Source organism: Stenotrophomonas sp. YJH_SMC_94-11, assembly GCF_059370435.1.
Genome location: NZ_JCAFTR010000007.1, coordinates 178200 through 203576 on the forward strand (window position 1 = coordinate 178200; position 25377 = coordinate 203576).

21 protein-coding genes are annotated in these 25377 nt (G+C 62.5%); 2 read left to right on the forward strand and 19 right to left on the reverse strand.

Translation table 11 applies throughout. From position 1 onward, the window contains the following. Positions 1 to 310 precede the first annotated feature (310 nt). Complete coding sequence (locus AC5P74_RS13840) at positions 311 to 667, forward strand: hypothetical protein (protein ID WP_346607519.1); 357 nt, start codon at positions 311 to 313, stop codon at positions 665 to 667. 81 nt (positions 668 to 748) lie between these two features. Here the strand turns inward: AC5P74_RS13840 and AC5P74_RS13845 are convergent, their stop codons facing one another. The 19 genes from AC5P74_RS13845 to ndk form a co-directional block, all read right to left on the reverse strand. Next, complete coding sequence (locus AC5P74_RS13845; RefSeq protein WP_346607520.1) at positions 749 to 1669, reverse strand: restriction endonuclease; 921 nt, start codon at positions 1667 to 1669, stop codon at positions 749 to 751. 182 nt (positions 1670 to 1851) lie between these two features. Next, positions 1852 to 4950, reverse strand: a complete 3099-nt coding sequence (locus AC5P74_RS13850) for a type I restriction endonuclease subunit R (protein WP_346607521.1) — start codon at positions 4948 to 4950, stop codon at positions 1852 to 1854. 3 nt (positions 4951 to 4953) lie between these two features. After that, the gene (locus AC5P74_RS13855; RefSeq protein WP_154263290.1) at positions 4954 to 6072 is read right to left on the reverse strand and encodes an ATP-binding protein; all 1119 of its coding nucleotides are present in this window, start codon (positions 6070 to 6072) and stop codon (positions 4954 to 4956) included. 1 nt (position 6073) lies between these two features. Further along, positions 6074 to 7348 (reverse strand): restriction endonuclease subunit S, encoded by a 1275-nt coding sequence (locus AC5P74_RS13860; RefSeq protein ID WP_346607522.1) that lies wholly within the window; start codon positions 7346 to 7348, stop codon positions 6074 to 6076. Beyond that, on the reverse strand, positions 7345 to 8904 hold the full coding sequence (locus AC5P74_RS13865; RefSeq protein ID WP_346607523.1) for a type I restriction-modification system subunit M: 1560 nt from the start codon (positions 8902 to 8904) through the stop codon (positions 7345 to 7347). The genes AC5P74_RS13860 and AC5P74_RS13865 overlap by 4 nt, the downstream gene beginning before the upstream one ends. A 29-nt stretch (positions 8905 to 8933) precedes the next feature. Then, entirely contained in the window at positions 8934 to 9113 is a 180-nt protein-coding gene (locus tag AC5P74_RS13870; RefSeq protein ID WP_346607524.1) for a helix-turn-helix domain-containing protein, read from the reverse strand. Positions 9114 to 9307: 194 nt separating this feature from the next. Continuing rightward, entirely contained in the window at positions 9308 to 10873 is a 1566-nt protein-coding gene (guaA, locus tag AC5P74_RS13875; protein ID WP_188238470.1) for a glutamine-hydrolyzing GMP synthase, read from the reverse strand. Continuing rightward, entirely contained in the window at positions 10870 to 11298 is a 429-nt protein-coding gene (locus tag AC5P74_RS13880; RefSeq protein ID WP_495204978.1) for a hypothetical protein, read from the reverse strand. The genes guaA and AC5P74_RS13880 overlap by 4 nt, the downstream gene beginning before the upstream one ends. Positions 11299 to 11459: 161 nt before the next feature. Then, complete coding sequence (gene guaB, locus AC5P74_RS13885) at positions 11460 to 12917, reverse strand: IMP dehydrogenase (RefSeq protein WP_014036909.1); 1458 nt, start codon at positions 12915 to 12917, stop codon at positions 11460 to 11462. 327 nt (positions 12918 to 13244) lie between these two features. Further along, the gene (gene folD / locus AC5P74_RS13890; protein ID WP_346607526.1) at positions 13245 to 14120 is read right to left on the reverse strand and encodes a bifunctional methylenetetrahydrofolate dehydrogenase/methenyltetrahydrofolate cyclohydrolase FolD; all 876 of its coding nucleotides are present in this window, start codon (positions 14118 to 14120) and stop codon (positions 13245 to 13247) included. Positions 14121 to 14288: 168 nt separating this feature from the next. Further along, positions 14289 to 16121 carry a monovalent cation:proton antiporter-2 (CPA2) family protein gene (locus tag AC5P74_RS13895; protein WP_346608121.1) on the reverse strand — a complete coding sequence of 611 codons (1833 nt, stop codon included), beginning with the start codon at positions 16119 to 16121 and terminating at the stop codon, positions 14289 to 14291. A gap of 275 nt (positions 16122 to 16396) precedes the next feature. After that, the gene (gene moeB / locus AC5P74_RS13900; protein WP_346608120.1) at positions 16397 to 17533 is read right to left on the reverse strand and encodes a molybdopterin-synthase adenylyltransferase MoeB; all 1137 of its coding nucleotides are present in this window, start codon (positions 17531 to 17533) and stop codon (positions 16397 to 16399) included. 185 nt (positions 17534 to 17718) lie between these two features. Further along, positions 17719 to 19116 (reverse strand): ribosome biogenesis GTPase Der, encoded by a 1398-nt coding sequence (der, locus tag AC5P74_RS13905; RefSeq protein WP_005413118.1) that lies wholly within the window; start codon positions 19114 to 19116, stop codon positions 17719 to 17721. 18 nt (positions 19117 to 19134) lie between these two features. After that, on the reverse strand, positions 19135 to 20343 hold the full coding sequence (gene bamB, locus AC5P74_RS13910; protein WP_346608119.1) for an outer membrane protein assembly factor BamB: 1209 nt from the start codon (positions 20341 to 20343) through the stop codon (positions 19135 to 19137). Continuing rightward, entirely contained in the window at positions 20343 to 20981 is a 639-nt protein-coding gene (locus AC5P74_RS13915) for a YfgM family protein (protein ID WP_014036903.1), read from the reverse strand. The genes bamB and AC5P74_RS13915 overlap by 1 nt, the downstream gene beginning before the upstream one ends. A 65-nt stretch (positions 20982 to 21046) precedes the next feature. Further along, entirely contained in the window at positions 21047 to 21916 is an 870-nt protein-coding gene (locus AC5P74_RS13920) for a RodZ domain-containing protein (RefSeq protein ID WP_346608118.1), read from the reverse strand. 18 nt (positions 21917 to 21934) lie between these two features. Beyond that, positions 21935 to 22720, reverse strand: coding sequence for a type IV pilus biogenesis/stability protein PilW (pilW, locus tag AC5P74_RS13925; RefSeq protein WP_069139968.1), 786 nt, complete (start codon positions 22718 to 22720; stop codon positions 21935 to 21937). Next, positions 22707 to 23912 carry a dual-specificity RNA methyltransferase RlmN gene (gene rlmN, locus AC5P74_RS13930; RefSeq protein ID WP_005409296.1) on the reverse strand — a complete coding sequence of 402 codons (1206 nt, stop codon included), beginning with the start codon at positions 23910 to 23912 and terminating at the stop codon, positions 22707 to 22709. Before rlmN ends, pilW begins: the two co-directional genes overlap by 14 nt. Positions 23913 to 23922: 10 nt before the next feature. Then, positions 23923 to 24348: a nucleoside-diphosphate kinase gene (gene ndk, locus AC5P74_RS13935; protein WP_005409295.1), complete on the reverse strand. Its 426-nt coding sequence runs from the start codon at positions 24346 to 24348 to the stop codon at positions 23923 to 23925. 368 nt (positions 24349 to 24716) lie between these two features. Between ndk and AC5P74_RS13940 the strand changes: the two genes are divergently transcribed. Beyond that, positions 24717 to 25370, forward strand: coding sequence for a TetR/AcrR family transcriptional regulator (locus AC5P74_RS13940; RefSeq protein ID WP_005409294.1), 654 nt, complete (start codon positions 24717 to 24719; stop codon positions 25368 to 25370). Positions 25371 to 25377: the final 7 nt, after the last annotated feature.

Below are 25377 nucleotides of genomic sequence, written 5' to 3' on the forward strand. Positions count from 1 at the left end.
GCTCTCGGATTCGGCGATTCGTTCGCGAATTTCTATTGGCATTCGAAGCGGCTACGTAAACACCATGGCGCGCCACCGACAACGGGTGGCAGCGGGCGTCCAAACCCGAGACAGATAGTTGTTTACGCTTGCCCGTCGGCACCGTCCTTAACCGGTGCCGGCGGGCAATCCGTCGGCCTTTATGGCGGGCGGTGCGTGGGGGTCTTCGGACCCGCCGGTTATTGACAACTGTCTGTCCCGGTTTGGAACCCGCACCGTCCGCCACCCCTTCGCGGTGGCGCTGTTAAGCACAGCCACGGAAGCCGACGCCATGAACGAATCCGACACCTTCTCTTCGTACACCGTTGTTGAGCCCATCAACGACGACACTCCCCTGCCCGACCTGAACTCCCTGCTCGGCATCCTCAAGCGCATGCGCGGCTGCGAGGGTGCAGATGGGCACCCCTGGCCAGAGACCGATGTGTCACCTGGCCGCCGCGTGAGTCTGGCAAGGAGCGAGCGTGCGATGGTCGGAGCGCTGACGGTGCTGGAGTTGCTGCACTCGGCAGACCGCTGCCGGGTGGCAGCGGAGCCGGAGCGGCATTTGGATGAGGGCGTGGTGGATGGGTTGTTTCTGGCTTGCCGGGGGTTGGTAGAGTGGGCTTGTCATGAGGTGAGGCCGGAATGAGGCGGCATCCGCTCACAAGGCCCGAAATTAGCCCAAACAGGGCTCGCGTCTGATTCCTCGAAAACGTCCCCTCATTGCAAATCAAGCATCTTCGTCGAAATAATCGCTATCCACGGACGGGACCCGAAGAATACGTGAGCTCACGCCTACCTCATTGTCGATCATGAGACCAACCAATCGATTTCCATCCACGATCACAATGCCTTCAACAGAGCCGACAAAGTCAACTGCCTGAGGCGTGAAGCCAGACGTGGTTATGAAAACTCCGCGTTTGGCCTTCTGTCCAGCAAGCGCCCCATAGAAGGCCTGAAGCTCGGGCCTACCAACTGTACTCTTCCAGCGCTTCGCTTGCACATAGACCTTGTCCAGACCGAGCTTATCCAAAGAGATCACGCCATCGATTCCACCATCTCCAGCTCCTCCGACGCGCAGCAAGTCAGAGCGGCTGGCGCCGTACCCCAGTCGATGCAGGATATCGAGAACGATGATTTCAAACCGCCCGGGAGAAACGCGCAACAGACAGTCCAGAAGCTCCGCCGCTGTGGCCGATTTCAATTCAGCAAGCGCACTATCAAGTCGATCATCAGGGCTCAAAACGGGAGACCCAGGAGCTAGTTCACTGGAGACAGGGCCATCTAGCGCCGCAGCATCTACTGCGGATCGAAGCTTAACCGCGAGATAGCCAGTTGCGATTCTCCCAACCTCTTCATCGTCCAGCGGGAACGGATGATCGCCGACGTAACTTCTCCCGGCCTCCGTCAACTGCCAGACGCCGCGCCTCGGGCTGGACGAAAGGCCAGCGCGCTTCAGCCGATCATGCGCCCAAGCCGCTCGATTCTTATAGATCTGCGCACCGCTATCCAATACCCTGAGCTTCTGTTCCTCGGTCAACCCTAGGGCATTGGCCGCGGCATCATATGCCAAGGCGGCGGCAGCGCCTCCAGGATTTCGCTCCAAGAAGCGCAATACGGGATCGATGAACTTATCGTAAGTTGGAATCATTAAGTTTGCCCCTTACGGTGTATTTTCCGCAACTGCAGCCTCTTCCAGACAATGGCCCTGGGTTCGCTTCTAACCCAGGAAATATCTGAGGATCAGGCCAACAACTGACGTAAGGCGTTGATCAACGATGTCCAGCAACAGAACACCGTACACGATTCTGCGCCCGCCACATTCGCCGATCGTCAGACGCGCCCACCTATTCCCTTGAATTTATCGACAAACGTGGCGATTTGCTGGAATACGCTCTGCTTCTTGGTCAGGTACTGCGGATTCAAAGGACTCATCTTGGGCAGCACGGCGTTGAGTTCTGTTCCGTTCTCACTGGCGAACTCGCGCCTGAGTGAGGTAGTGATATAGCGTATGGCGGCATCAGCGTTGAGGTTCTCAGCAACGATCAACTCGTGCGCCTCACGGTGCTGTTCCGCCTGGGCGAAAGTGTAGAACGCTTCAATCACGCTCGCCTTTTCGTCAATCTTGTCCAAGTCGGTCTGATTGATGAAGTCAACCACCAGACTTTCTTTTGCGCGCTGCCCGAGGCTTGCACGTATCACGCGTCGCATTTCCTCAACCAATTCCGACTTGCTCTTGATCTTCTTGTTGTGCTCGAAAAGCAGCTCCAGAATGTAGTCCAGATTGATTTCCTGCGACTTGAGAAGATCCACCTCAAAAACCACGTCATTCCAGTCAATGGTCGACTGCTCCTTCTCGGCCCCGGCCCTCTCCCGCCGCAGCCAATCGCGCACATCGTTGTACGTTGAGCGGTAGTCCTGGATCTTCCGCTCCGCGGGGAGTGTGATGGCCTGCAGAGCAGTCAGATCGTCATCGCTCAAGTAGTGCTTGGCCTTGAAGGACTCTACCGCAGCGGCATCCGCTAGGTCGACACTCTGAAGCTCCTTCAAGCTGGCGAACTCGTCGTAGTTCTGCAGGATGTTCTCTACGCGTAGGTACTCGCCAAACAGCTTGACGAAGGCCTTCTTGTCGGCCTCTCTTTCAATCGCTGCGGGATCCGGAAAGCGTGCCTCGAGCTCCTGCAGCACATCCTTGAAGCCGCGCCGTGCCTCACCGGTGGCCGCGTCGGTGAAGCCCTCCATGTACTCGGAGTAGCTCTTCTCCAGCACCACGTTCTTCGTGTTCCTGCCACCGAACAGGGTGATGGCGTCGATGGTCGCCTGCTCCAAGTCGCGGAAGGTGATGATGTTGCCAAAGGTCTTGGTTGCGTCGAAGATCCGATTAGTGCGCGAGTAGGCCTGCATCAACCCGTGGAAGCGAAGGTTCTTATCGACAAACAGCGTGTTGAGCGTAGGGGCGTCAAAGCCCGTCAGGAACATGCCCACCACGATGAGCAGGTCGATCTCCTTGGCCTTCACTTGTTTGGCCAAGTCTCGATAGTAATTCTGGAAGCCGTTGCTATCCACGCTGAAGTTGGTCTTGAACAACGCGTTGTAGTCGGCGATAGCTGCGCTCAAGAACTCCTTGGCACTGCTGTTCAGAGCCGACACGTCAAAGCTCTCGTCCTGGATGTCGCCAATCGCGTCCTGCTCCTCGTTGGCCGCGAACGAGAAGATGGTGGCCACCCTCAGCGGCTTGTCGTTGGCCTTCTGCAACTGCCTGAAGCACTCGTAGTAAAGCTTGGCGGCATCCACGCTACTGACCGCAAACATGGCGTTAAAGCCCTTATTGCCGGCATGCAGGCGGTGGGTCTTCTGCCGGAAGTGGGTCAGGATGTACTGGGTGACCTCACGGATGCGGTCCGGGTGCAGCAGGGCCTGCCTGTTCTCTGCCGCACTCAGCTTCTTTTCATCCTTCTCGGTCTCGATGGCCTTGAACTGCGGCCGTACATCGTTGTAATCCACCTTAAACTTCAACACCTTCTCGTCGCGGATGGCGTCGGTGATCACATACGAGTGCAGCTGCCGACCGAACACGCTTGCCGTGGTCTCGGCGCCCAAAGCGTTCTCCGGGAAGATGGGCGTGCCGGTGAAGCCAAACTGGATGAACTTTTTGAACCTTTTCTTCAGATTCTTTTGTGCTTCACCAAACTGGCTGCGGTGACACTCATCAAAGATGAGCACCACTTTCTTGCCGTAGATGGGCAAGTCAACCTCGCTCTTCATCAGGTTGTTGAGCTTCTGGATGGTGGTCACGACTATTTTGTTGTCGTCCTTCGCTAGGTTGCGCTTCAAGCCAGCCGTACTGTCCGAGCCATTCACGCTGTCCGGCGAGAAACGCTGGTATTCCTTCATGGTCTGGTAGTCCAGATCCTTACGATCCACCACGAAGAACACCTTGTCGATGAAGTTCAGCTCCGTGGCCAGACGCGCCGCCTTGAAACTGGTCAGCGTCTTGCCTGAGCCCGTGGTATGCCAGATGAAGCCACCGCTCTCCTTCCCGCTCCAGTTCTTGCCCTGATGGCTGCTGTTGATTTTCCACAGGACGCGTTCTGTGGCTGCTATCTGATAGGGCCGCATCACCAGTAGCGTATTACTGACATCGAACACCGAGTAACGCAGCAGCACGTTGAGTAGCGTGTGCTTCTGGAAAAAGGTGGCCGTGAAGTCCTTCAAATCCTTGATAAGCGTATTGTCCGCCTTCGCCCAGTTCATGGTGAAGTCGAAGCTGTTCTTGTTGCGCTGCGTGGTGTTGGCGAAATAGCGGCTGTCAGTGCCGTTGGAGATCACAAACAGTTGCAGGTACTTGAACAGAGACTGCTCGCTGTTAAAGCTCTCCTTGCTGTAGCGGTGCACTTGGTTGAAAGCTTCACGAATCGCTACGCCGCGCTTCTTGAGCTCCACCTGCACCAAAGGCAAGCCATTGACCAAAATAGTCACGTCATAGCGATTGGCGTGCGCGCCCGCCTGCTCGAACTGCTTGATCACCTGCACCTTGTTCCGGAGGATGTTCTTCTTATCGAGTAGATAGATGTTCTGAATGCGCCCGTCGTCAAAGACAAAGTCATGAACGTGGTCATCGTGAATCTTGCGGGCCTTCTCGACAATGCCATCGCTGGGCTTGTCGAGCCAGGACTCGACGAATCGCAGCCACTCACCTTCGGCGAACTGAACCTCGTTGAGCGCTTGCAACTGCACGCGCACGTTGGCCAGCAGGTCGGCTTGGGTCTTGATGGACAAAGAGAACTCATAGCCCTGATTGACCAGATCCTGGATCAGCTCCCGCTCCAGATCACCCTCGCTCTGGTAGTTCTCGGCAACGTTCCACTCGCGGGTGTACTGGTCGAGGACGATGAAGGTCTTGGACTCGGCAATCACCTTGTAGTCGTTCATTGGTCAGGCGCTCTGTGGCTGCCAAAAGGCATGACTGTTCTTCAGGTGGTCCAGCAACAGCTTGACTGTGGCGCTCTCGGCCGGCGATGGCTGTGCAACGGCCTCGTTGGACAGCGTGCTGTGGCTTGTGAAATTGATGATACGGCCGTAATACAGCTGTTTGTCGTCTGGCAGAAGCTCAGACCACTTCGGGTAACCCAAGAAGCCAGCGGTTTTCTCGTAGAGGTTGCGCAGCAGAGTGAAATGATAACGCTCGATTTTGCCGTCCGCTATGGCCTGCTCGATGGTCTGCAGGAGGTGTAGGTGGTATGAGAAGCTCTTGTTGGAATCGCCATGCTTTTCCCTTAGCGAGTAGCTGCCGTCCTCGAAACGCTCAAGCATGTAACACGTCTTTGCATTGAGCTCATTGAACAGAACGTTATAGAACAGCGGGTTGTGCGTGGTGATGATGAACTTGAGGTCGGGCGATTCACTGGATTTGATTAGCGTAGCCAGGTTGACCGCGAGCTCGATCAAATGGTTCTCGTCCAGTGAGCTCACTGGGTCATCCACGAAGACGTGGGTCAGCTTGTTGAAGACATCGGTGGAACGGTAGGCCACTTCCGGGATGTTGAGCTCGGCAATCACCTGTTCCAGCAAGGCATTGAAGACGCTCCAGATGAAGTTACTTTCTTCACCTTTGGAGATTTTTACGTGAGGCTCATGTGCCTCGTTACCGCGTGCGAACGAAAAGCTAACAGAGGCAAAATCTGTACCGAAATGCGGCGTCAACTTGTCGCTGGTGTAGCGTTGAAAGGTGGTAATGATACTTTGGTCCTGACCTTGCTCCTCCAACACCCACTTGGTGAACGCGTTGGGCTGGATCATAAGCTTGGGCTCAGCATCCCGCCTCAGGTCATTATCCCAATAGAAGAGATCCTCGGTGAAGGCGCTGTAGTAGAGAATCCTCTTATCGGCCAATGCCGACGGTGCGGCCTCATCGACCTCGCCATTGGGCGCGATCAGCTGCTTGAACGCCCGCGACAGACGCGTCTTGCCTGTGCCGTTAAAGGCGTAGATTAGCTGCACCTTCTTGCCAGTGTCCTTCAGCTGCTGCGCGACCTCCGCGAGTGTCCTTCTCATGCTATGCCTTTAACCCTTCTTCCTTTGGGAAGCTCAACAGCAGATTGAGGTAGTACCTATATTGCTTCTGGCGCATTTCGATTTCTCGCGGCAAGTCGCCATTAATAGAACTGGTCAGCCCATCGAATCTATCCAGAAGTACCGAAATTTCTTTCTGTTGAGCAAGACTTGGAACCGGCACCGGCAAGGCCTTGATGATATCCGCATTCAAATTGCTCACTGAGCCGCTATTTATTTTCCCGGACCAGTAACTCTTAACCGCATCTGACGATAGATAGTGATACAGAAAATCTGCATTCAAGACCGCGGAGAATTCGCTAATCGACGCCCAGCCGTCGTGTATCGCCCCTCTGATACCAAGAATGTACGGCCTACCGAAACTCATCGAATTGGACAAGATGAAGTCACCCTTATCCAGAATACGAGAGCTTCTTGCCCCTTCTGGAGTGATTCTTTGAGCTGTTTCGTTAACGTACTTTGACCCTGGTGATGTATCTCCAATCTTGATCCACGGAACGCCAAGCTCGTCATCGGTGATGAACTTGGCGATTGGACGAGGCGAGGCGCCACGCTGGATCTTCGCGACATCTCCCAACGTCTTCCACTCCACCTCTCCCTCATCAAAACTCAACAACCGATCCCGATAGTAGTTGTACTGTTTTTTGCGAGCGGACAGCTCTGCGGTCAGCTCTGCGGTCAGCTCGGCGGTCAGCTCGGCGAACGAATCAAGGATACGAACGACTTCGGCTTGGATTTCAAGAGATTTCTCAGGATTATTGGGGCAGGGAATTGGAATAGAAATCTTTGCCATATCCGCAGCAGAAACATCAATCACCTTTGTGCCTTTGGCATATTTTCTCTTTTCGACAGAAAATTCATCCGTCTGCGAAAAGTATGCAAAGTACTTGCCTAGCAAGCACTTCCCAGGCTTTAAGATGGTCGCGTGCCCACCTGTGACTGCCTGGGCCTCACCGAGATAGACCAGAGCCTTCCCAACGTCCTCAAGGTTTTCGCTTGTATTTGTGATGACAACATCACCCTTGTCAACTTTTCGGAGCTGCTTTGCCAATGCGGGGGAAACGAAGGATATCGTCTTTGTGGTGGAAAGCCCGTAGCGGGTATAAATTTGGCCGTAGTGAATGGCTGGAACTCCCTTTTCGGTGAAGTCCTTCTTCTGCAATCCATTCCCACGAATCAACTCGCCAAGGCTGCCCAGAGCCTTCCACTCCACTCCCTCTCCACCTAGCAGCGCCTCCAGGAAGCGTGGGTAGTTCATGCCTCCAGCTCCCCACCCTCAATCTCCGCAACGATGGCATCAATTTCCTTGCGCAGTTGGTCGATTCTTGCCACTGTAGCTTTCAATTCAACATTGAGTTGGGCAATATCCACCGCATCGCGAGTATCTTTAAGGTCCACATAGCTACTGACCGACAGGTTGAAGTCATTGACCGCTACCTTCTCAAACGGTACCGATAACGCAAAGTGCTCGACGTTCGTCTTATTGCCGAATACCGCCATGATCTCCTTAATGTGATCATCCAGCAGTATGTTGTTGTTGACGCCCTTCTTAAACAAACCACTGGCATCGATGAACTGGATAGCGGTGTCTTGCTTGTTCTTGCTCAGCACCAGAATGTTGACTGCGATGGCAGTGCCGTAGAACAGATTGGGCGCGAGCGAGATCACGCTCTCCACATAGTTGTTTTCCACCAGGTACTGGCGAATCTTCTGCTCGGCGCCTCCCCGGTAGAAGATGCCGGGGAAGCACACGATGGCCGCGCGACCCTTCGCCGAGAGGTAGCTCAGCGCATGCAGCACAAAAGCAAAGTCGGCTTTGGACTTGGGCGCGAGTACGCCAGCTGGTGCAAAGCGGTCATCGTTGATCAGCGTTGGGTCATCGCTTCCGATCCACTTCACCGAGTAGGGCGGATTGGAAACGATAGCATCGAAAGGTTTGTCGTCACCGAAGTGCGGGGCAATCAGAGTGTTGCCCAGCTGGATATGGAACTTGTCATAGTTGATGTTGTGCAAGAACATGTTCATCCGCGCCAGGTTGTACGTGGTGTGGTTGATTTCTTGCCCAAAGAAGCCATCTTCGATGAGGTGGTCGTCGAATTGTTTTTTTGCCTGCAACAGCAGCGAGCCCGAGCCGCACGCGGGGTCATAGATCTTGTTGATGCTGGCCTGGCCGTGCATTGCCAGCTGCGCGATGAGTTTGGAGACCTGCTGTGGCGTAAAGAACTCGCCGCCTGATTTTCCGGCATTGGCGGCGTAGTTTGAAATCAGGAACTCGTAAGCATCGCCAAAGAGATCAATATGGCTGTCGTCAAAGCTACCCAAATCCAGACCAGCAACGCCCTTGAGGACGGCAGCCAGGCGAGCATTCTTGTCCTTTACAGTGTTACCAAGCCGGTTGCTGGTGGTATCAAAGTCGGCAAACAGACCGCTGATATCTTGCTCTGACGGGTAGCCACTCGCAGACGCTTCGATGGACGAGAAAATCCTGGCCAGATCAGTGTTCAGACTTCTGTTGGCGCCGGCGCTGGCCGCTACGTTGACGAACAGCTGGCTGGGGTAGATGAAGTAGCCCTTGGTCTTGATGGCATCGTCTTTGGCTGCGGCGATGTTCTTGTCATCATCAGCCATGCCGGCGTAATCAACGCTGGAATCGCCCCCTGTGATGTAGTCGACAAAGTTCTCGCTGATGAACCGATAGAACAGGGCGCCGAGCACGTATTGCTTGAAGTCCCAACCATCGACCGCACCGCGAACTTCGTTGGCAATCTTCCAAATCTGGTTTTGCAGCGCAGCGCGCTGCTGAGCACCGGTCATGACTTATTTCCTGTCGAATCGTTCAATTGTTACTCATCTGCTCCGCCCTCACGCACCCGTTCATCCACCTCGGACAGCTGGAATTTCCAAAGTCGTCCCACACGGTGCTCTGGCAGGTCTTTACGCTCCCGCCAACGATAAACGGTGTCCTTGGCCACGCCCAGATGCTGGGCGACCTGACCAGCGGTTACCCACGGCTCAGTGGTCATGGCAATTACGCACCATTGGCATGCATCAAAGTCGATGAGAGTCGTTGAAAGTCTATCAGAGCCGGGCGGAGCTGAATCAGGAGTGGAGCCTTATACCTTCCCTAAAGGGATCCAGCAGTTTCTGACCGAACTGAAAGACGAGGGAAGGCTCCATATGCAACAAGGGCGCCTCTCGGCGCCCTCGTTCTTCCAACTCATTCCCACTCAATAGTAGCCGGCGGCTTCCCCGAGATGTCATAAACCACCCGCGACACCCCCCGCAACTCATTGATGATCCGGTTGCTCACCGTCCCCAGGAACTCATACGGCAGATGCGCCCAATGCGCGGTCATGAAATCAATCGTCTCCACCGCACGCAGCGCAATCACCCACTCATATGCCCGCGCGTCGCCCACCACGCCCACCGACTTCACCGGCAGGAACACGGCAAACGCCTGGCTGGTCTTGTCGTACAGATCCGCCTTGCGCAGTTCATCAATGAAGATGGCATCGGCCTTGGCCAGCAGCTCGGCGTATTCGCGCTTCACTTCACCCAGAATGCGCACGCCCAGGCCCGGGCCCGGGAACGGATGGCGGTAGACCATGGTGCGCGGCAGGCCCAGCTCGACGCCCAGGCGGCGCACTTCGTCCTTGAACAGCTCGCGCAGCGGCTCCACCAGGCCCAGCTTCATGTGCTCCGGCAGGCCACCCACGTTGTGGTGGCTCTTGATCACATGCGCCTTGCCGGTCTTGCTGCCGGCCGACTCGATCACGTCCGGGTAGATGGTGCCCTGCGCCAGCCACTTGGCGTTCTTCAGCTTGTTGGACTCTTCGTCGAAGATCTCAACGAACAGGTTGCCGATGATCTTGCGCTTGGCCTCCGGGTCGCTCACGCCTTCCAGCGCGGCGAAGTAACGGTCGGCGGCATTCACGCGCACCACCTTCACGCCCATGTGCTCGGCGAACATCGCCATCACCTGGTCGCCTTCCTGCCAGCGCAGCAGGCCGGTATCCACGAACACACAGGTCAGCTTCTCGCCGATCGCCTTGTGCAGCAGTGCGGCCACCACGGACGAATCGACGCCGCCGGACAGGCCCAGGATCACTTCGTCATCGCCCACCTGTTCGCGCACGCGGGCGATCTGGTCTTCGATGATGTTGGCGGCGGTCCACAGGGTCTGGCAGCCGCACACATCCACCACGAAGCGGCGCAGCAGCGCCTGGCCCTGCAGGGTGTGGGTCACTTCCGGGTGGAACTGCACGCCGTACCAGCGCTTTTCTTCGTTGGCCATGGCAGCCACCGGAATGCGGTCGGTGGTGGCGGTGATGGTGAAGCCCGGCGGTGCGACGGAGACGTGGTCGCCGTGGCTCATCCAGACATTCAGCTTCGGCTCGCCGCCGTGGTCGCTCAGGCCCTTGAACAGCGCATCGGGGTTGATCACGTTCACTTCGGCGTGGCCGAACTCGCGCTGGTCCGCCGCTTCGGTGGCACCGCCCAGCTGCGCGGCCAGGGTCTGCATGCCGTAGCAGATGCCGAAGATCGGCAGGCCGCTGTCGAACACTTCCTGCGGCGCGGCCGGGGCGCCCGGCAGCGTGGTCGACTCCGGCCCACCGGACAGGATGATGCCCTTGGCGCCGAACGCGGCGATCTCGGCCGGGTTGTGGTCCCACGCCCAGATTTCGCAGTAGACGCCCAGCTCGCGGATGCGGCGGGCGATCAGCTGCGTGTACTGCGCGCCGAAATCGAGGATGAGGATCTTGTCGTTATGGATGTTGGTCATGGTGCCGTTCCAGTGGTGTTTTTCGCAGCGCCCGGCGCTTCAAGGCTCTGCGTCAGCGTGGCGATGAACGCCTCGCGTTGTTGAATATGTGAGGGGTCTTCCTCGTCCCAGCGCAGCATCAGCAGGCCGTGCGGTGCGTTGGGGTTGGAGCGGTCGGCGCGCGGCAGCTCGGCGATTTCCTGCACTTCGGTGCCAGGCACGATGCGCCGTTGCATGGTGTGCATCGGGTAACCGGAATCCACAGCGTTGCCCCAGAACGCGGACTGCGCGCTCATCCGTTTCGGCTCCAGCGGCCCAAGCTCGGCGGTGACCACAGGATCTTCAAGCCTGTCACCCAGATCGGTAACGCACCGCAGGATGACCTGCAGCGGGCGCTCGCCGGTACCCTTCAGCAGCCAGCGCTGCGCGCCAGCGGCGGCCTGCACCTGCCAGCCCTTCGGCAGTGAGAACGCGTTCTGGCACGCCTGCACGTCCTTCACTTGCGAAACCGCCGCGCCCGGAGACCCGGAGCGCGGCGGCGGTTCGGACAACGAACAGCCTGCCATCAGCAGGCTGCCCGTGATCGCAAGAGCAGTTCGCAAGCGCATCAGGCGCGGTAATTCGGCGGCTCTTTGGTGATGGTCACGTCGTGGACGTGGCTCTCACGCTGGCCGGCGCCGCTGATCTTGACGAACTTGGGCTTGCTGCGCATCTCGTCGATGGTGGCGCAGCCCACGTAGCCCATGGTGGCGCGCAGGCCGCCCATCAGCTGGTGGATGATGCCGCCCACCGGGCCGCGGTACGGCACGCGGCCTTCGATGCCTTCCGGCACCAGCTTGTCGGCGGTGGCGGCGTCCTGGAAGTAGCGGTCCTTCGACCCCTTCTCCATGGCTGCCAGCGAACCCATGCCGCGGTAGCTCTTGTACGAACGGCCCTGGTACAGCTCGGTCTCACCCGGCGATTCCTCGGTACCGGCCAGCAGGCCGCCGACCATGATGGTCGAGGCACCGGCGGCCAGCGCCTTGCCGATGTCGCCCGAGTAGCGGATGCCACCGTCGGCGATCAGCGGGATACGGTCCTGCAGCGCTTCGGCCACCAGGTCGATCGCGGTGACCTGCGGCACGCCGACGCCGGCAACGACGCGGGTGGTGCAGATCGAGCCCGGGCCGATGCCGACCTTCACTGCATCCGCGCCGCTGTCCAGCAGCGCCAGTGCGGCTTCGCCGGTGCAGATGTTGCCACCGATCACCTGCACGTTCGGGAAGTTCTTCTTGACCCAGCTGACGCGGTCCAGCACGCCCTGCGAGTGGCCGTGCGCGGTGTCGACCACGATCACGTCCACACCGGCGGCGACCAGCGCTTCCACGCGGCGATCGGTATCACCCCCCACGCCGACGGCAGCGCCGACCAGCAGGCGGGTCGACAGGTCCTTGGCAGCGTTGGGGAAGTCGGTGTTCTTCTGGATGTCCTTGACGGTGATCAGGCCACGCAGTTCGAACGAGTCGTTGACCACCAGCACCTTCTCGATGCGGTTACGGTGCAGCAGCTGCAGCACTTCGTCAGACGCGGCGCCTTCCTTGACCGTGATCAGGCGATCCTTCTTGGTCATGATGTGGCGGACCGGATCGTCCAGCTCGGTCTCGAAGCGCATGTCGCGATGGGTCACGATGCCGGCCAGCAGGCCGTCGCTGCCCACCACCGGCACGCCGGAGATGTTGTGCGCCTGGGTCAGGGCCAGCACGTCGCGGATGGTGGTTTCCGGGCCGACGGTGATCGGGTCGCGGATGACACCGGCCTCGAACTTCTTGACCTTGGCCACTTCCGCGGCCTGCTGTTCCAGGCTGAGATTCTTGTGGATGATGCCCATGCCGCCGAGCTGGGCCATGGCGATGGCCAGGCGGGCTTCGGTGACGGTATCCATGGCGGCGGACAGGATCGGAAGCTTCAGCTTCAGGTCTCGGGTCAACCGCGTTTCGAGGTTGACGTCCTTGGGCAGGATGGTCGAGTGGGCGGGGACGAGCGAGACGTCGTCGTAAGTGAGTGCTTCAGCCTGGATGCGCAGCATCGGCATACCCGAGATGTGGGGAAGCGCGACATTTTACCCTGTTTTCGCGTCGCGTGGCAGGGGGTAGATGCGACGCAGTGTCGCGCGGGCGGCGATCGGTTCAGGAGGGCTTGGGTGGGTGCCAACCTTGGTTGGCACGATCCGTCCGGCACCTGGACCCCAGATGGGCCGATGGCCCCGATGAATGTGTGCCAACCAAGGGTGGCACCTACCAGGAGCGGGTCGGTGGGAATCGCGGGGCATCAATGCAACCCCGGTAGCGCCGGGCCATGCCCGGCGAGCGCAGCGGCGCCGCAAACATCCGCCGGGCATGGCCCGGCGCTACCCTCAGGAGGCTTCCGCCGCTTCCAGGGTGTTCTGCATCAGCGTGGCCACGGTCATCGGGCCGACACCACCCGGCACCGGGGTGATCCAGCTGGCCCGCTGGGCCGCAGCCTCAAACCCGACGTCGCCCACCAACCGGCCGTCATCCAAGCGGTTGATACCCACATCGATCACCACCGCGCCCGGCTTCACCCACTCGCCCGGCACGATGCCCGGGCGGCCCACCGCCACCACCAGGATGTCGGCGTTGCGCACGGCCTGTTCCAGCACGTCCTTGGGCGTGAACTTGTGGCAGCTGGTCACGGTGCAGCCGGCAATCAGCAGCTCCAGGCCCATCGGCCGGCCGACGTGGTTGCTCACGCCCACGATGGTGGCGTTGCGGCCACGCACCGGCTGGTCGGTGTGGCCCAGCAGCGTGGTGATGCCGCGCGGGGTGCACGGGCGCAGGCCGAACTCACGCAGGGCCAGGTGGCCGACGTTTTCCGGGTGGAAGCCGTCCACGTCCTTGCGCGGATCGATGCGCTGGATCAGCCGGCGCGCATCGGGGATGCCCGGCAGCGGCAGCTGGATCAGGATGCCGTTGATCTTCGGGTCGGCATTGAGCTGGTCGATCAGGTCGAGCAGCTCGGCTTCGCTGGTCCCGGCCGGCAGATCGTAGTCATGCGCCTCGATGCCGACCTTCTCGGCGGCACGGCGCTTGTTGCGCACGTACACGGTCGAGGCCGGGTCGCCACCGACCAGCACCACGGCAAGGCCCGGACGGCTGCCGCCGGCGGCCACGCGGGCGTCGACGCGCACCTTCAGGCTGTCGAGCAGGTCCTCGGCGATACGGCGGCCATCAAGGATGCGGGCAGGATGCTGGGGGGCGGAATCGATCATCGGGAGCGGGCGTGGGGCGGCGGGGACGCTATTGTCCCCGATTCAGGCCCCCTCGCCCACCGCCAATCCGGGCGGCCGCTGCGCTCGCCGGGCATGGCCCGGCGCTACCCCACCCGTACGCACCACGGTAGCGCCGGGCCATGCCCGGCGAGCGCGGTGCGCGGCACCTCATTCTTCCTCTTCCGGCACGTCCTGCGGGTTCAACGTCTTGCTTGCCCGCTTCGGCGCGGTGAACGGCGTCGGCGTCGGCACGCCCTGGCCGGAGTTGCCGAACACCATCTTGGCGCCGGCATTCAAACCACCACCGGCAATCTCCAGCTCGAAGCGCTCGGCGTCGCGGCGACGGATCTGCTCGGCAATCTCCACCGCATCGTCTTCATCCGCACCCAGCTCCACCAGTGCGGCTTGGCCGAACAGCACCGCCGATTCAAACGTCTCGCGGATCTGGAAATCAACACCGGCATGGATCAACCGCAGCGAATGCTCGCGGTCGAACGAGCGCACCATCAGCTTTGCCTGCGGGAACTCGTGCGACACCAGTTCAACGATGCGATCAGCCGCTTCCGCCTTGTCCACGCACACCGCAATCGCACGTGCGGTGGCCGCGCCCGAGGCATGCAGCACGTCCAGTCGCGTACCGTCGCCGTAGTAGATCTTGAAACCGAAGCGCGCCGCGCTCTGGATCATCTCCACATCGTTGTCGATGATGGTCACGTCCACGTCGCGCGCCAGCAGCGACTGGCTGGCGACCTGGCCGAAGCGGCCGAAGCCGATCAGCAGCACGCTGCCGGACAGGCCATCGGCCTCGTCCACGCCGTCCATGTTCACCGTCGGCTTCGGCGCGATGCGCTTGTAGAGCAGCACTACAAGCGGCGTCAGCGCCATCGACAGCACCACCACGGCGGTGAAGTTGGCATTGATCTCCATGTTGATCACGCCGGCCGATGCGGCGGCGGAGAACAGCACGAAGGCGAACTCGCCGCCCTGCGCCATCAGCACCCCACGATCCAGCGCCTGCGCGTGGTCGCTGCCCATGATGCGCGCGACCACGTAGATGCACAGCGCCTTGGCCGCCATCAACGCCAGCACCAGGCCGAGGATCAGCTGCCAGTTGCCCGCCACCACGCCCAGGTCCAGCGCCATGCCCACGCTGAGGAAGAACAGGCCCAGCAGGATGCCGCGGAACGGCTCGATGTCCGCTTCGATCTGGTGGCGGAAGGTCGACTCGCTCAGCAGCACGCCGGCCAGGAACGCGCCCATCGCCATCGACAGGCCCGACAGCTGCATCAGCAGCGCCGCGCCCAGCACCACCAGCAGCGCGGCGGCGGTCATCACCTCGCGCGCCTTCGATTCGGCCAGCACGCGGAACAGCGGGTTGAGCAGGAAGCGGCCGACCAGCACCAGGCCGACGATGGCACCCACGCCGATCGCCACCGACAGCCAGCGCGAGCCCTCGCCATCGGCGCTGCCCGCGCCCGGCGCCATCCACGCCACCAGCGCCAGCAACGGCACGATCAGCAGGTCTTCGAACAGCAGGATGGAGACGATCTTCTGGCCCGACGGCAGCGCGATGTCACCACGCTCGGCCAGCAGCTGCATCACCACCGCGGTGGAGGTGAGCACGAAGCCGGTGGCGCCGATGAAGGCCACCTGCCACGGCAGCCCGAACAGCTTGGCGATACTGGTCAGCACCAGCGCGCAGGTGACGATCTGCAGCGTGCCCAGCCCGAAGATTTCCTTGCGCAGGCTCCACAGATGCGAGGGCCGCATTTCCAGGCCGATCACGAACAGGAACATCACCACGCCGAGCTCGGCGGTATGCAGGATCGCCTGCGGGTCGGAGAACCAGCCCAGCCCGAACGGTCCGATCGCCAGGCCAGCGGCGAAGTAGCCCAGCACCGAGCCCAGGCCGGCCCGGCGGAACAAAGGCACCATCACCACCGCCGCGCCCAACAGGGCCACGACCTTGACCAGCTCGCTGGTCGCTGCTTCTACCGCCATGCGGTGTGTTCCCCAAGATCCAGAATCGGGTTCAACAATAGAGCAATGCCGATGACGGCAATAGCACGCATGTTGCGCCGGATTGTCTTGGAAGTGGAACGATGCAGGGAGTGACTCCCGGCATCATCCCGAAACCATGCATCCGCGTCGGTGGGTGCCAACCATCACCCGCTTCGGTAGGTGCCAACCATCACCCGCTTCGGTAGGTGCCAACCTTGGTTGGCACGAGAGCGCCGACCAAGGTCGGCATCCACCAAGGCATTCCCCGGCCGGGGTTACCCACCCCGGCAGAACGCGGCGTAATCGATATATCCCGGGAACGGCACACCCGGCGCGCACACCGGACACTGCGGGTCCGGCCGGATGCCGGTCTCGCGGAAGCGCATGCCCAGCGCATCGAAGCGCAGCAGGCGGCCCACCAGCGGCTCGCCGATGCCCAGCAGCAGCTTCAGCACCTCGGTGGCCTGCAGCACGCCGGCCAGGCCAGGCAGCACGCCCAGCACACCGGCCTCGGAACAGTTCGGCGCAAACTCCGGCGGCGGCGGTTCCGGGAACAGGCAGCGGTAGCACGGCGCCACGCCGCGCTGGCGGCCGGCGTCAAACACGCTTACCTGGCCGTCAAAGCGCTCGATGGCGGCATACACCAGCGGTTTGGCGTGCTTGATGCAGGCGTCGTTGAGCAGGTAGCGCAGCGGGAAGTTGTCCGAGCCATCCAGCACCACGTCCACGCCCTCGAGCAGCGCATCCACGTTCTCAGAGGTCACCCGCTCCGGCACCGCCTCGACCTCGATGGAGGGATTCAGCGCCAGCAGGCGCTCGCGAGCGGAATCGACCTTGAGCTGGCCGACGCTGGCTTCGGTATGCACGATCTGCCGGTGCAGGTTGCTGCGCTCCACGCGGTCGTGGTCGGCAAAGCGCAGGTGCCCTACCCCGGCGGCGGCCAGATAGAAGCCGGCTGGAGCACCCAGGCCGCCCGCGCCCAGCACCAGCACGCGTGATTGCTGCAGCCGGCGCTGGCCGGCCTCGCCCACCTGTGGCAGCAGCAGATGCCGCGAATAGCGATCAAAGAAATCGCGGTCGGCGGCGCTGGCCAGCGGCTGCACCAAGGGCAGCGACTGCTCGCGCCAGGCCACGGTGCCGCCCGTCACGGAAGCGACGTTTGTGTAGCCAGCCTCCAACAGGAAAAGTGCGGCATCTGCCGAGCGCTTGCCGCTCTGGCAGATCAACAGGATTTCCTGGTCGTGCCGCGGCAGGTGCGCGGCCGGGTCTGCCTGCAGCTCGCCCTTCGCCACGCCACGCGCGCCCTCGGCCATCCCGCCGGCCCGTTCGTGCGCTTCGCGCACATCGATCAGCACGGCGCCGTGGGCCAGGCGCTCGCGTGCCTGCGCGGGGGAAAGCTCTTGGATGCTCATGGCCGCATTATCGCGCACGCGGCGGCAAGCCGCCTTGACCGATACCTGCAAACATGGGGTAGTGCCGGCCGCTGGCCGGCATGGCCATGAACGCACCGGACGACCCGAGGTTGCCGGCCAGCGGCCGGCACTACCGGTAGGGGCGCGAACAAAAAAGGCGGCCCTGCGGCCGCCTTTTTCGTGAATCACTTGCCCTTGACGTGCTTCATCAAGCGCCGCTTGGCCTTGACCTGCCGCTCGGTGAGGACGTTCTTCTTGCCCTCGTACGGGTTGGTACCCTCGCGGAAGATGAAGCTCACCGGCGTGCCGATCAGCTTGAAGCGCTTGCGGAAGAAGTTCTCCAGGTAGCGCTTGTACGACTCCTGCAGTTCCTTCAGGCGCGTGCCGTGCACGATGAAGGTCGGCGGGTTGGAACCGGCCGGGTGCACGTAGCGCAGCTTGGAGACATGGCCGCGGATGGTCGGCGGCGGGTTGGTCTCGTAGGCCACTTCCAGCGCCTTGTTCACTTCGCTGGTGGTGAAGGTCTTGTTCGCCGATTCGTGCGCACGATGCACCGCACGGAACAGCTCACGCAGGCCCGAGCCATGCTTGGCCGAGATGCGCACCGATTCGGCCCACGGCACGAAGCCCAGCTTCAGCGACAGCATGGTTTCCGCCTGCTCGCGCTGGTACTCGGTCAGGCCATCCCACTTGTTGATGGCGATCACCAGCGCGCGGCCGGCGTCGAGCACGGCACCGAGCACGGTGGCGTCCTGGTCGGTCACGCCTTCGGTGGCGTCGAGCATCAGCACGGCCACCTGGCACTGCTCGATCGACTGCATGGTCTTGACCACCGAGAACTTCTCGACGACCTCATCCACGCGCGAACGGCGGCGCAGGCCGGCGGTGTCGATCAGGCGATACTCACGGCCGTCGCGCTCCAGGTCCACCGCGATCGAGTCGCGGGTAGTGCCCGGCACGTCGGACGCGATCATGCGCTCCTCGCCGAGGATGCGATTGACCAGGGTCGACTTGCCCACGTTCGGGCGGCCGACGAAGGCGATGCGGATGCGGTTCGGGTCGTTGTCCAGCTCTTCGCCGCTGCCTTCTTCCGGCAGGCGCTGGATCACTTCGTCCAGCAGGTCGTCCAGGCCCTGGCGATGCGCGGCCGAGACGGTCAGCATCTCGCCGAAGCCATAACGGGCGAACTCGGAACGCACGCTGTCCTCGTCGGTGCCGTCGATCTTGTTGATCAGCAGCAGCGTCGGGCGCGACAGCTTGCGCAGCCAGGCAAGGATCTCGTCGTCCAGCGCCGAGGTGCCCTCGCGGGCATCGACGACGAACAGGATCAGGTCGGCTTCGGCCGCGGCCGCACGGGCCTGGCGCGTGGTGGCGCCGGCCAGGCCTTCGTCTTCCCCGGCGATACCGCCGGTATCCACGACGAGGAAATGATTGTCCTCGTCGAGGCGGCAGACACCGTAGTTGCGGTCGCGGGTGACGCCGGGCTGGTCGTGGACCAGCGCGTCACGGGTGCGCGTAAGCGCATTGAAAATAGTCGACTTGCCGACATTCGGCCGTCCAACCAGGGCGACCAGAGGCAGCATCGCGATTACTCCAATTTTTTAGTTTGCCAACCGGAAGGCGGTCAGCTTGCCATCCACGTTCTGCACCAGCAGCACACCGTCTACGATGACCGGCTGGGCCAGCAGGGCGTCGCCGCCACTTTTTGCCCGTGCCGCCATCGCACCATCGGAGGCCTGCAACCAGTGCACGTATCCCTTGTAGTCACCGACCACGACGTAGTCGCCGTGCAGTGCCGGGCCGGTCAGGGAGCGACGGGCCAGTGCCGTCTGCGACCACATGGCTGCGCCGCTGGCCTTGTCCAGGCCGAACACGCCGCCCTTGTTGTCGGTCACGAACACATTGCCCGACGACACCGCCACGCCACCTGCGCCGCCATGGTCGCGCGCCCACAGCGGGCGACCGGTCGGGCCTTCGATGGCCATGGTCTGGTTCTTGAAGCTGCTCACGTACAGGGTGTTGCCATCGAGCACCGGTGCGCCGTCGACGTCCGCCATGCGCTCCAGCTCGGTGCGACCTTCGCCGTTGCCGAGGTTCTGTTCCCACAGCGTGCGGCCATCCTGCTGGGCCAGGGCCGCAACCGCGCCCTCGTCCTTGCCGATGAACAACACGCCCGGGCCGGTCACCACCGGCGCGTTGCCGCGCACGGTCAGCGCCGGCAGCTCGCTCGGGTTGAACCACTTCTGGGTGCCGTTGCCGACATCGAAGGCGGTCACACGACCGTCGTTGCTGCGCACGTAGACCATGCCCTGGGCAACGGCCGGCGCGGCGATCACTTCACCCGGAACACGGGCGCGCCACTTCTCGCTGCCGTCGTTGATGTCCAGCGCGATGACCTGGCCATCCAGCGTGCCGATCACGACCAGGTTCTCACCGACACCCGGGCCGCCGGACAGGCGCAGCTTGGCCTTCTTCTTTTCCTTCTTCGGCTCCCAGGTCCAGACCTTCTTGCCGGTCTGCAGGTCGATGGCGTGCACGCCACCGGTGATCGCCGCAGCGAACACGTGGCCGTTGGCCACCGCCGGGCCCTGGCGCACACCGATGCGACGCTCGCCCTTGCCGAGGTTGACCGACCAGATCTTGCTGACCTTCACGGTCGGCTCGAACTTGACCAGCTCAGCCGGTTCCTGTGCCTTCTTCGCCGCCGCGTCCTTGCCAGCGAACCAGCCCTTCATGGTGCCGCAGCCGGTCAGGGCCATGCCCATCAGGAGCACGGTGGCGACGCGGGTGATCATGACCTTCTGACTCATCAAACCGACTCCGCAGGGGCGGCAACGGTGCCGCCGGCGTCCATAACCTTGGTTTCCAGCAGGCGCCGCTGCGGCGCTGCCACGTCCAGCGTCTTCAGCGCCTTCTCGTACTGTACGCGGGCGTCGTCACGCTTGCCCTGCGCCATCAGCGCATCGCCATGGATTTCCAGGCTGCTGCTGTCGGTGGCGCTGCCCAGCAGCTTGATGGCCTCGTCGCTCTTGCCGGTGGCCACCAGCAGGCGGGCCACACGCTGGTCGACCACGCGCTGCAGGTCGCCTTCGACCTTCACGTTGCGCAGGGTGGCCAGTGCCTCTTCGTTCTTGCCGGCGTCGACCTGGGCCTTGGCCAGCTGCAGCGCCGCGAGGTCGCCGTAGATGCTGGACGGACCGGCTTCGAGCGCCTTGACCGCCTTGGCGGCGTCGTCGAGCTTGTTCTGCTGCAGGCCCTGCAGGGCCTTCTGGTACTCGACATTGGCCGAGGCCAGCTTGCTGCCCTGCTCCTTCTGGTACCACTGCCAGCCGGCAATGGCACCGATGGCGATGACTACGCCACCGAGGATGCTGGCGCCATTCTTCCGCAGCCAGCTGCGGACGCGTTCACTTTGTTCGTGCTCGTCGAGCAGATCGTCGATCGCCATGCGTACTCTCGCCCCGCCCGTCGGGAGGGACCATTGGGTTTAATCGAAGGTGGTGAAACCGCGCCTCAGTGCGAAACCGGGACTACGGAGCCTTCAGAGGATACCTGAAAGCGTGCCACGTTGGCTCGCTGGTAGGGGGTCAGATCGACGATAGCGCCGTTCTGCTGAACCTGGACCGCCGAGGCGTTGCCCAGGGTCACCCGGGTCACCTGGCCCGGCGTGAAGCTGCGGGTCTCGCCGGACTTGATCAGTGCCTTCTCGACGGTGCTGCCGTCCGGGCCGCCGATGTCGACCCAGCTGTCGCCGCTGAACTGCATTTCCAGCGCATTGCCGGCAGCCGGGGCCGGCGCCGGGCGCGGCACCGGGGCCAGCGAGGCGACGTAAGGGGTGGCCGCCGGCTTGCTGGCCGGGGCCGTGGTCGCTTCGGCCGGGGCGGCCGTCTCGCTGACGGTTGCGGACGGCGTGACCGGCACGGCGGCCGGGATCACGTCCAGCGAGGCGGTGCTCGGCGACGGGGTCGCGCTGCCGTCGAAGTGGCCACGGGTGGCGAACCACACCGGCACCGCCAGCACGGCGGTGATGCCGACATACAGCACGCGCCGGCCGAGGTTCTCGGCAATGCGGCGCGCACGGGGGGTATGGGTATGGCTGACCAGGGTGGGCGGAACCACCGGGCCGACCTGGGCCTGTTCCAGCAGCTCGCCCACGTCCACGTCGAGCAGGCGCGCATAGCTGCGCAGCTGGCCGCGCACGAACACCGGCGCCCCCAGCTTCTGCCATTGTTCCTCTTCCAGCGACTTGACCACCTGGACCGGCATGCGCAGGCGCGAGCCGACATCTTCGAGGGTCAGTCCGGCCGCTTCACGGGCCTGGCGCAGGCGGGTGCCGCAGCCGGCCGCAGTCTCGAGAGCGCTCACAGTCTGGTCATCAATCACAATGCATCAACCCTGGAGTTAGGAGCCCGCTTCCTGCGGAAATTCCTGTCGAATCCGCTGCAGATAACGATCAGATGCCGCCCGATCGCCCAGCTTCACTTCGATTTGAGACGCAAGTTGTAACACGGAACGCGTTGCGGGTGCAGCCGCAATCCTACGTTCGGCGAACGCCCGGGCCTCCATGTAGCGGCCCTGGCGGAAGCTCAGCTGGGCCATCGACTCCAGCGCAACCGGGTTGGCCGGCGCCGCGACGAGTGCCGCGCGCAGGTCGCGCTCGGCACGTTCGAGCTGCCCAGCGTCCAGTGCGCAACTGCCGGCATTGGCCTGCGCTTCGCCCGGGGTGGCATAGCCCGGCGCCTGCAGCGCCCGGTCGAACCAGACCAGCGATTCGGCCGGCTGGCCCTGCTGGCACAACCAGGCACCGTAGTTGTTGAGCACGTCTCCGCGCTGCGGCGCCAGCTCGGCGGCCTTGCGGAAATTCTCGCCCGCCTGGCGGGTGCGGCCACGACGGTCATCGATGCCAGCCTGCAGCACCAGCGCATCGGGCGCCTCCGGCGCCAGCTTCAGCGCTTCGCGCACCTTGCGCTCGGCGGCGTCGAGATTGCCGACCTGCATGTCGCGGGTCGCCAGGGTCAACAGGTCGCGCCAGCGCACTTCGCGCCGCACGCTTTCCGGGTCACCCACCGAATAGACCGGTGCCTGGCTCGGCCCGAGCTTGGCCTTGGGATGGGATTTGCAGCCGCCGACCGCAACGGCCAGCACGCCTGCGAACAGAACCAGCCAGAGGCGGTCAGGCCGCGGCATCACTCCCCTTCCCCGCCTGCAGCGTCTTGTTGAACTCCGCCTGGCGGCGGGTGCGGTCCATCACCTGGCCCTTGAGCTGGCCACAGGCGGCGTCGATGTCGTCGCCACGGGTGCGGCGGACCATGGTCAGCACGTTGCTGTCGAGCAGGATCTTCTGGAAGGCGCGGATGTGCGCTTCTTCCGAACGCTCGTAGCGGGTGCCCGGGAACGGGTTGAACGGGATCAGGTTGACCTTGCCCGAATCCTTGGCCTGCACCGCGTTGTCGAACTGGCGCATCAGGCGGGCCAGCTCGCGGGCATGCTCGGGCTTGTCGTTGATGCCCTTCATCAGGGTGTATTCAAAGGTGACCGACTCGCGGCGCTTGTTGGCGCGCAGGTAGCGTGCGCACGAGGCCATCAGCTCGGCGATCGGGTACTTCTTGTTGAGCGGCACCAGCGTCTCGCGCAGCGCGTCGTTCGGCGCATGCAGCGACACCGCCAGCGACACGTCGCTTTCGGCAGACAGGCGGTCGATCTGCGGCACCAGGCCAGAGGTCGACAGGGTCACGCGCTTGTTGGCCAGGCCGTAGCCCAGGTCGTCGCGCATCACGCTCATGGCGCGCACGACGTTGTCGAAGTTCATCAGCGGCTCGCCCATGCCCATCATCACCACGTTGGTGAGGCGGCGCATCTGGTGCGGCACGTTGCCCAGGTGGCGTGCGGCAACCCACACCTGGCCGATGATCTCGGCGGTGGTCAGGTTGCGGTTGAAGCCCTGGGTGGCGGTGGAGCAGAACGTGCAGTTCAGGCCGCAACCGACCTGCGAGGACACGCACAGCGTGCCGCGGGTCTTGTCCGGGATATACACGGTCTCGATGGCGTTCTTGCCATCCACGCCCATCGCCAGCAGCCACTTGTGGGTACCGTCGGCGGAGGGCTTGTCGAACACGATGTTGGGAACCAGCACCTCGGCATGGGCCTGCAGCTTGGCGCGCAGGACCTTGCCGAGGTCGGTCATTTCATCGAAATCGGTGACGTAGCGATGGTGGATCCACTTCATCACCTGATGGGCACGGAACTTCTTCTCGCCGAGAACCTCGACGAAGAACTTCTCCAGGCCCGCGCGATCAAGGTCGAGCAGGTTCTGCTTGCCAGCCGTGGGTGCCGACTTCGGCAGCGGCTGGATGGCGGGGGACTGTACGACCTCGTTCACGGCATTACTCTCAGCGCGAGACGACTTCGGTGGCGGCGAAGAAGTAGGCGATCTCAATCGCGGCATTCTCGACCGAGTCCGAGCCGTGGGCGGCATTGGCATCGATGGATTCGGCGAAGTCGGCGCGGATGGTGCCCGGCGCGGCTTCCTTCGGGTTGGTGGCGCCCAGCAGGTCGCGGTGGGCCAGGACGGCGTTCTCGCCTTCCAGGGCCTGGATCATCACCGGGCCGGAGATCATGAACTCGACCAGCGCGTTGAAGAACGGACGCTCGCGGTGCACGGCGTAGAAGCCTTCGGCTTCACGACGGGACAGCTGCTTGTACTTGGCGGCCACGACCTTCAGGCCGGCCTTCTCGAAGCGGGCGTAGATTTCGCCGATGACGTTCTTGGCAACGGCGTCCGGCTTGATGATCGAAAGGGTGCGCTCCAGCGCCATGGGATGTCTCCAATGGAATCGGGCCGCTGATGGCCCGAAGGGTAACATGAAAAAAACCCGCGTCGGGACGCGGGCTTAGCCTGATAAACGTAGGCGAATTGTAAAAGATAAAGCTGCGGCATGGTAGTGCCGGCCGCTGGCCGGCAACCCCGTCGCGGCCAAGGGTCGGATTCCCGCAGGGGCTCTGACCCATTCCGGGGCCCACCGTTGGGGTCGGAGCCCCATTCGGGGATCCGACCCCACCCCATCGCATTCACCCACCTGAGTGAAATCTGACCGGCCCGGGCAATTTTGCTGCAATGCAAAATGCCATACGCTACCGTCTGGTCCTAGTATCAAACAATCGTTTGATTAAGGTCCGCCCGCCGATGGCCAAACCCGCCCACTTCTCGACCAAGGACCGGATCCTCGGCGCGGCCGAGGAGCTGTTCGCCCAGCACGGCTTCGCCGGCACCTCGCTGCGCCAGGTGACCAGCCAGGCCGATGTCAACATCGCTGCGGTCAACTACCACTTCGGCTCCAAGGAAAACCTGGTCAACGAGGTGTTCCGCCGCCGCATGGACGAGATGACCGGCGCCCGCCTGTCACAGCTCGAACGTGCCCGCGCCGAGCACCCGGGCGAACTGCGCCCGGTGCTGGCCGCCTTCGTCGAGCCGGCGCTGGCGCTGGCCCAGGACCGCCAGAACGGCGGCGCCTTCGTGCGCGTGATCGCCCGCGCCTACGCCGAGAAGAACGACAACCTGCGCAAGTTCCTGTCCGACCACTACGGCCACGTGCTGCGTGCGTTCGGCAAGGCCATCGGCGAATGCGTGCCGGACCTGAGCAAGGAGGAGCTGTACTGGCGCCTCGACTTCCTGGCCGGCTCGCTCACCTATGCCATGGCCGATTTCGGGCTGATCAAGCGTCCCGCCGGTGTCACCGAAGCGGCGCATCGTGCCCATGCCGCCCACGAACTGATCCATTTCGCCGAAGCCGGGTTCCGCGCCGCCGCACGCGCCAGCGCCCTGCCCGCTTCCCTTTGATTCCACC